A 5,887-nucleotide genomic window follows, 5' to 3' on the forward strand; every position below is an offset into this window, starting at 1 on the left:
GTGCCACAAGAAGATGGAGCTGAAAGAAGGCAAGGCCGGACTATTCGTGCAGTGTCTTGGCTGCGGCATTACGGAGACGGTGAACAAGGATAGCAAGCATATAAACAAGCGCGAGCAGCAGAAGCTTGTGCAGCAGTACAGCAAGCCGGAAAGCTTAGGCACTAGTCTGGGGGATTTGCTGAAAGCCGCAATGGAAGGTAAAAAGGACGGGAAATAACGGCGCCAATAAGCAAATAAGGCCCGGATGAAAATAAAAGTGAAGCTTCAGGAGTCATGAAGAGGCCAAGGACGGAATCCGTTCATGGCCTTTTTTGCAGCGGGGCGTGAGGGAACATCGATTCCAAATGCTCCAGTACGATTTTTCCTATGGTCCTGCCGAAAAAATGTCCTATAATTAATTTAAATATTCAGCTGCAAAATGATAAGTACACACATAAATGTATGTAGTATCTATATTGATACCTAGGGGGATTTATATGCGGAACCGTAAAGTTGGATATGGCGAATGTCCGAATGACTTGGGCTGTCCGGTAGAATATACGCTGGATGTGATCGGGGGCAAATGGAAGGGTGTTCTGCTGTATCACCTGATCGAAGGGACCAAACGGTTTAACGAGTTCAGACGGATATGCCCCGCCATTACTCAAAGAATGCTGACCCTTCAGCTGAGAGAGTTGGAAGAGGACGGCGTGATCCATCGCGAAGTGTATCATCAGGTGCCGCCCAAGGTCGAATACTCGCTAACAGAGTTCGGTCGTACACTGGTTCCGATTATTCTGCTAATGCGCGATTGGGGCGAAGTGTATAAAAAAAGACCCGGATCCAGCGACAGACAGCTTCCTTCTACGAAGTAACGCGAATACAGCGGAAAGATTAATGAGGCAGGTCATTAAATGAGGGATTGGGTGATTCCATGTGGCGTTAAGTCAAGCGAAAGCGTCAACACAGGCGGATGCGGCTCCGGCGGGCAGCCGAAGCGCCCGGTTGTTTTTTCTGGTCATTGTGTATTTATTCTGGTTCTCCTCCTATATTTACGTTCCGGTGCTTTCTCCTTACGTGGAGCATCTGGGCGCGTCCTACTTCATGGTAGGAATGGTGCTGGGTGTTTACGGCTTGATGCAGATTTTGTTCCGGATGCCCATCGGGATCGGTTCGGACTATCTTAACCGGAGGCGGCCGTTCATATGGCTGGGGCTAATCGCAAGCGGTGCCAGCTGCCTGCTGTTTCTGCTGGGGCCTTATCCCGGCTGGGCGCTTGCAGGACGCGCCGTATCCGGGATTGCGGCAAGCGCATGGGTTGTGTACAGCGTCATGTATGCGGGCTATTTTCCCAAGGAGGAGGCCGGCAGGGCGATGGGAATGCTGCAGTTTACGATGGTAATCGCCCAACTGACCAGCATGATGCTCAGTGGTTACATAGTGGAGCACTGGGGCTGGAATGCCCCGTTCTGGGCCGGAGCCGCTGTCGCTGCGTTGGCGCTCCTGATCGGACTGCGTCTGCCTGAGAAGCATGAGGTGCGCAGAGAAACCGCGATTAAGCTCGGCGAGCTGGTGCCGGTCATGCGGGAGCCGGTGCTTGTAAAAGTGTCCCTGCTGTCGGTGCTGGCCCACTGCGTGCTGTTCATTACCATGTTCGGGTATACGCCCAATCAGGCGCTGAATCTCGGAGCCGACAAAGAAAGTCTGGGCTGGCTCACACTGGCGTTCATGCTGCCCCACGCGGCGGCGACGCTATACGGGGCGCGGGTGTTCGGAAGATGGCTGGGCGACCGCGGCACGCTCGTGCTCGGCTTTGCCGGAAGCGCATTGTTCACGCTGCTCATCCCGGCAATGCCGAGCTTCGGGGCGCTGTGCGCCACCCAGATCGGGAACGGGTTTATGCAGGGGCTGATCTTCCCGCTGCTGCTCGGCAAGTCGGTGTCGGATATTCATCCGCACAAGCGGGCGACGGCGATGGGATTCTATCAGGCGGTGTATGCGCTGGGAATGTCGGGCGGTCCTTTTGTCGCGGGCTGGATGAGTGCGCTGTATGGACTAAGGGGAGGCTTCTGGCTAGGGGGGATTGCCGCCGGCTGCGCCGCGCTGCTTTCTTTTATTTGGCTTAGGGAAAAAGATCGGGCAAGCGTCAAAATAAGCGCCTGAGTCCGGCTGTGAATGAACAGCGGCGCTTGTCCGTCTGCAAGGGGAGATAGCGCAAGGAATGACGGGAAAACAGGCGTTTAGAGGCGCAAGCCTAGTTGGTTTTTTGCCTGAAAGGAGAATATAATAAAGGTATAGGACGGCAGGGGAAGGGAGCCTGGAATGGTCAAGCTTGTGACGTTGTGGTTTGCGGTCATCAATATTATCGGTTATATGGTCATGTCGGAGGACAAGGATAAAGCCCGAAGCAGACGGGAGCGGGTCCCGGAGAAAACGCTGTTTCTGCTGGCGGCGATCGGCGGGGCTCTCGGCGTGCTTACAGCCATGTACCGCAGACGCCACAAGACGCGGCATATGTCCTTTGTAATCGGCATTCCGCTGCTGCTGCTCCTGAACGTCCTGATATACGGTTATTTTTTGCAATAGATTCTTTCATCGGCAAGTCAAAACAGAAAAAAGAGGTGGCGCACATGTTATTCTCTAAAATCTTACTCGCCTATGACGGTTCGAAAGCCGCCAACAAAGCGTTGGATCGCGCGGTCGAGTTGGCCAAGGTAACGCCGGGGTCCTCCCTGCATGTCGTACACGCATTTGAATTTCCGCGGTTTTTTATCGGGGAAGCTCTCGCGCCTCTGCCGGCTTCGGTTAACAAAGATTACTATGATTTGGCGGTGCAGACGACGGAAGAAGTGAAGAAACGGCTTGAAACGGAAGGGCTTAACGCAAAAGTTGAGCTGCTGCAAGGCTCGCCTGCGGAGACCATTCTGAAATACGCCAAGGATAACGCCGCAGATGTTATCGTAATCGGCAGCAGGGGGCTCGGCGGCATTCGCGAATTCGTGCTCGGCAGTGTCAGCCATAATGTGGTGCAAAGTGCGAAGATTCCGGTGCTGGTCGTAAAATAATAGCTTTGGTGACAAGGAACGCTTCGGCGTTCCTTTTTTATTAATTTAAGAGGGTATGAAATTCGCGTTAAGATTCTATGGGACGATTTATAAATTAATGATGATGTCCTCGAGTTTTCGCTTCGGCACATGGTGAACGCCTTGTTCGTCGCGCCAGTATTTAATATTCTGCGGCTCCGTTACTTCTTCCAGGACAACGACTTCCTTCGGTTTGCCAAGCGCAATAACCAGAATAAGCTCGTACCGCTCCGGAATATGAAGCGCCTCTACTAAAGCCTGTTTGTTGCTTGCACCGAACATGCAGCCCCCTAGTCCTTTCTCGCAAGCGCCGAGCAAGATGCTTTGACAAGCGATTCCATGGTCCCAGAAATGGTTAGCGCTTATCTCTTTGTCGCCCAGCACTACGATGTAAGCCGAAGGTCTCTCGCCCTCCTCCGGTCCGTCCCAATCCGTCAAATAACCCGCCCATCTCAGATGCGGAAAGATCAGGCTGTTCTTCTCTTCATCATGCGAAAGGAATGTAATGACACAATTATATTTAATTATACTTTGTTATAATCAAATATAATAAAACATGCATAATAAATTCTGAAACAATGTTAACGGTGATGACATTTATATTTTAATTATCTTTAAATAGAAAATGTGTGGTGACAAATTTGTGAATATGAGATCTTTGAGAATACGAATTTCGATAGAACTGTTATTCATTGCGCTGATTCTTCCATCGACTTATTTACTGGAAAAGGTGTCCCGGGAAAAAGGGCTCGAGTTAGGTACGATCATAAGAGTGCAGGATAAGCTTTCCGGTTCGCTGGTGTCGCTTATGGGCGTGGATGTACTGAAATCGCTGATGCATCAGCAATATCCCGGCGATCCGGGTGCCAAGGGGCCGACACTGCTCTATGCGATCGGCGCGTTGGGATTAAGCGGCTATAAGCAGGTGGAGGTCAAGGGCTTAAAGAAGGGACAGCTGTTAATGGCGGATCAACAAAGCTTGAATCAGTCCTATGTGCTGGCCTTTAATGAACACGGAACGGTGGATCTAATTGATCTGAAGTCGAAGGGTTCGCCGATTGTTCAAGATGTGAGCGAAATTAACAAGATTGAATAAAGGAGTAGGGAAAATGGGGGACAATCCGGGGCAAGCGCATGACGAGAAGCTTTCGGGAAGATTAGCCGGGGTGCAAAGACGGTTTCTATTCAATCTCGGCTTGGCAGACGTGCTTCGGTTTACGATGTTTGGCACGATGATTGTCGTGGTCAACGATGTGACGCGGCTCCCGCTGCAGATCCCGGGACACACAAGCATCTTTTGGATGGCGATTATGTTACTGGGAGCAGGGCTCATTCCCAAATTTGGCGGCGGAATGATTATGGGGTCTGTCTCCGGCGTATTGGCGGTGGTGCTTGGACTTATCTTTGAACGACCCGTCGTTACCCCCAAGACGCAGTCCCGCTCCGGCCATCACCCCGATTAAACCTTGCCCCGTTCCGCCATGTTCCGACAGGTGAATGCCAAGCTCCGACGCTAAAGTGTAAGCACTATTCTTGTCCAGCACCTCCCGTTTGGCTAGATAACCGTAGTCGATTAATCGCACAGGGTCTGCAAGCCGGTCCGGGACCACGACGCACAGGCCGGGATCAGCCTCCGGCTCGCTCTCCGTTTCCAAATGCCGGGCGCTGAAATCAATGACAGCCTATAAGATACCGAGGATCAATATCCGCTTCAAAACACATGGAGCTGTTATGTGACGTATAAGGGATGTTCTCATGGAGCAGGAGCTGATGGCGGGTAATTCTGCTGGATGTGCCCCAGCCGTTCGACTTAATGGCGCGGGATATATTTTTTGCCAAATCGCCGGTTCCCTTTATTCCCTTGGTCGTAAAATGATCCGTATCGTCAATACTCACCAAAATTCACATAAGCTTCTCTCCTTTCGTCAATTTATTAACATTAAAGATATATAAATATATTTAGATATATTTAGGTATGAATTATATCAACAAAGGCATACCCAGAAGATGATAAATTGCAACCGACACAATAATGTAAAAAAATAATGCAAATACCCATGTAATAATTCAGATAACCTGATAATTATTAGAATCTTAAAGGATAATATCATTAATTTATTTTGCGGATATGGACAAACTTCGGAGATAAGGAATTCATGCAAGAATGAAGAGGATTGTCAAAAAACGAACATTTGAACAAGACGCTATGATAATGTTCGTGTTTAAGTTGACATACGGTGTAGGGGGTTGTTAAACTGAAGGCATCAACAGCTCGTATAAATCCGGAAATAAGGTCCGGAAGTTTCTACCTGGGAACCGTAAATTTCCGGACTACGGGGAATTGATAGACATAAGGCGACATCGCTTGCGGGCTTGTCCGGAAGAATTGATGCTGTCCTTTTTCCTGTCTCGCCCCGAGGCGAGTGCGCGGAAAATGTCCTTTATTCCCGTTTGACTAGTCCGAATTTCCCGAAAAATATGTTTGGGAATCGGGCTTTTTTGTGCGAATTATGGAAAACTATAGCGAAATGGGTCAAGATAGGAACTGGAGCTGAATTATCATTCCATTGAACGGAAGGCAGGTTGAATCATGTCGGTGCAGGTAGCTGTTATTATGGGCAGCAAATCGGACTGGGAAACAATGAAGCATGCATGCGAGGTGCTGGAGGAACTGGAGATCCCCTATGAGAAAAAGGTCGTATCCGCACATCGCACGCCGGATCTCATGTTCCAATTTGCGGAGGAGGCCGCGGGGCGGGGCATCCGCGTCATTATCGCCGGCGCCGGAGGCGCGGCGCATCTGCCGGGCATGGTAGCCGCGAAGA

Annotated in this window: 10 protein-coding genes and 1 riboswitch; of the genes, 9 read left to right on the forward strand and 1 reads right to left on the reverse strand. The window is 50.4% G+C overall.

Annotated features, from left to right (window positions below; translation table 11 throughout):
- The 5 genes from L691_RS27945 to L691_RS0105520 form a co-directional block, all read left to right on the forward strand.
- Nucleotides 1-217, forward strand: a 217-nt coding sequence (locus L691_RS27945) for a hypothetical protein (protein WP_036735476.1), incomplete at its 5' end; no start/stop codon positions are given.
- A 259-nt stretch (nt 218-476) separates the two neighbouring features.
- Nucleotides 477-854 carry a winged helix-turn-helix transcriptional regulator gene (locus L691_RS0105505; RefSeq protein ID WP_025689260.1) on the forward strand — a complete coding sequence of 126 codons (378 nt, stop codon included), beginning with the start codon at nt 477-479 and terminating at the stop codon, nt 852-854.
- A gap of 61 nt (nt 855-915) precedes the next feature.
- Nucleotides 916-2,142, forward strand: coding sequence for an MFS transporter (locus L691_RS0105510; RefSeq protein ID WP_025689262.1), 1,227 nt, complete (start codon nt 916-918; stop codon nt 2,140-2,142).
- 159 nt (nt 2,143-2,301) lie between these two features.
- Nucleotides 2,302-2,565 (forward strand): DUF1294 domain-containing protein, encoded by a 264-nt coding sequence (locus L691_RS0105515; RefSeq protein ID WP_025689264.1) that lies wholly within the window; start codon nt 2,302-2,304, stop codon nt 2,563-2,565.
- Between the two features lie 44 nt (nt 2,566-2,609).
- Nucleotides 2,610-3,044 carry a universal stress protein gene (locus tag L691_RS0105520; RefSeq protein ID WP_025689265.1) on the forward strand — a complete coding sequence of 145 codons (435 nt, stop codon included), beginning with the start codon at nt 2,610-2,612 and terminating at the stop codon, nt 3,042-3,044.
- Between the two features lie 87 nt (nt 3,045-3,131).
- Here the strand turns inward: L691_RS0105520 and L691_RS27950 are convergent, their stop codons facing one another.
- Nucleotides 3,132-3,500, reverse strand: a complete 369-nt coding sequence (locus tag L691_RS27950; protein ID WP_198022983.1) for a nitroreductase family protein — start codon at nt 3,498-3,500, stop codon at nt 3,132-3,134.
- 205 nt (nt 3,501-3,705) lie between these two features.
- On the opposite strand from L691_RS27950, the gene L691_RS0105530 reads away from it, so the two are divergent.
- The 4 genes from L691_RS0105530 to L691_RS0105545 form a co-directional block, all read left to right on the forward strand.
- The gene (locus L691_RS0105530) at nt 3,706-4,158 is read left to right on the forward strand and encodes a hypothetical protein (RefSeq protein WP_036735479.1); all 453 of its coding nucleotides are present in this window, start codon (nt 3,706-3,708) and stop codon (nt 4,156-4,158) included.
- A gap of 13 nt (nt 4,159-4,171) precedes the next feature.
- A complete protein-coding gene (locus tag L691_RS30550) occupies nt 4,172-4,525 on the forward strand; it encodes a hypothetical protein (protein WP_025689270.1) in 354 nt (117 codons plus the stop codon).
- A 292-nt stretch (nt 4,526-4,817) separates the two neighbouring features.
- Nucleotides 4,818-5,015 (forward strand): hypothetical protein, encoded by a 198-nt coding sequence (locus L691_RS31845; RefSeq protein WP_156934176.1) that lies wholly within the window; start codon nt 4,818-4,820, stop codon nt 5,013-5,015.
- 299 nt (nt 5,016-5,314) lie between these two features.
- Nucleotides 5,315-5,416: riboswitch (purine riboswitch) on the forward strand.
- A 236-nt stretch (nt 5,417-5,652) separates the two neighbouring features.
- Nucleotides 5,653-5,887: AIR carboxylase family protein (locus L691_RS0105545; RefSeq protein ID WP_025689273.1), on the forward strand; the 235-nt coding region annotated here is incomplete at its 3' end.

Origin of the sequence: Paenibacillus zanthoxyli JH29 (assembly GCF_000520715.1) — a bacterium.
GTDB classification, from domain to species: Bacteria; Bacillota; Bacilli; order Paenibacillales; family Paenibacillaceae; genus Paenibacillus_AQ; species Paenibacillus_AQ zanthoxyli.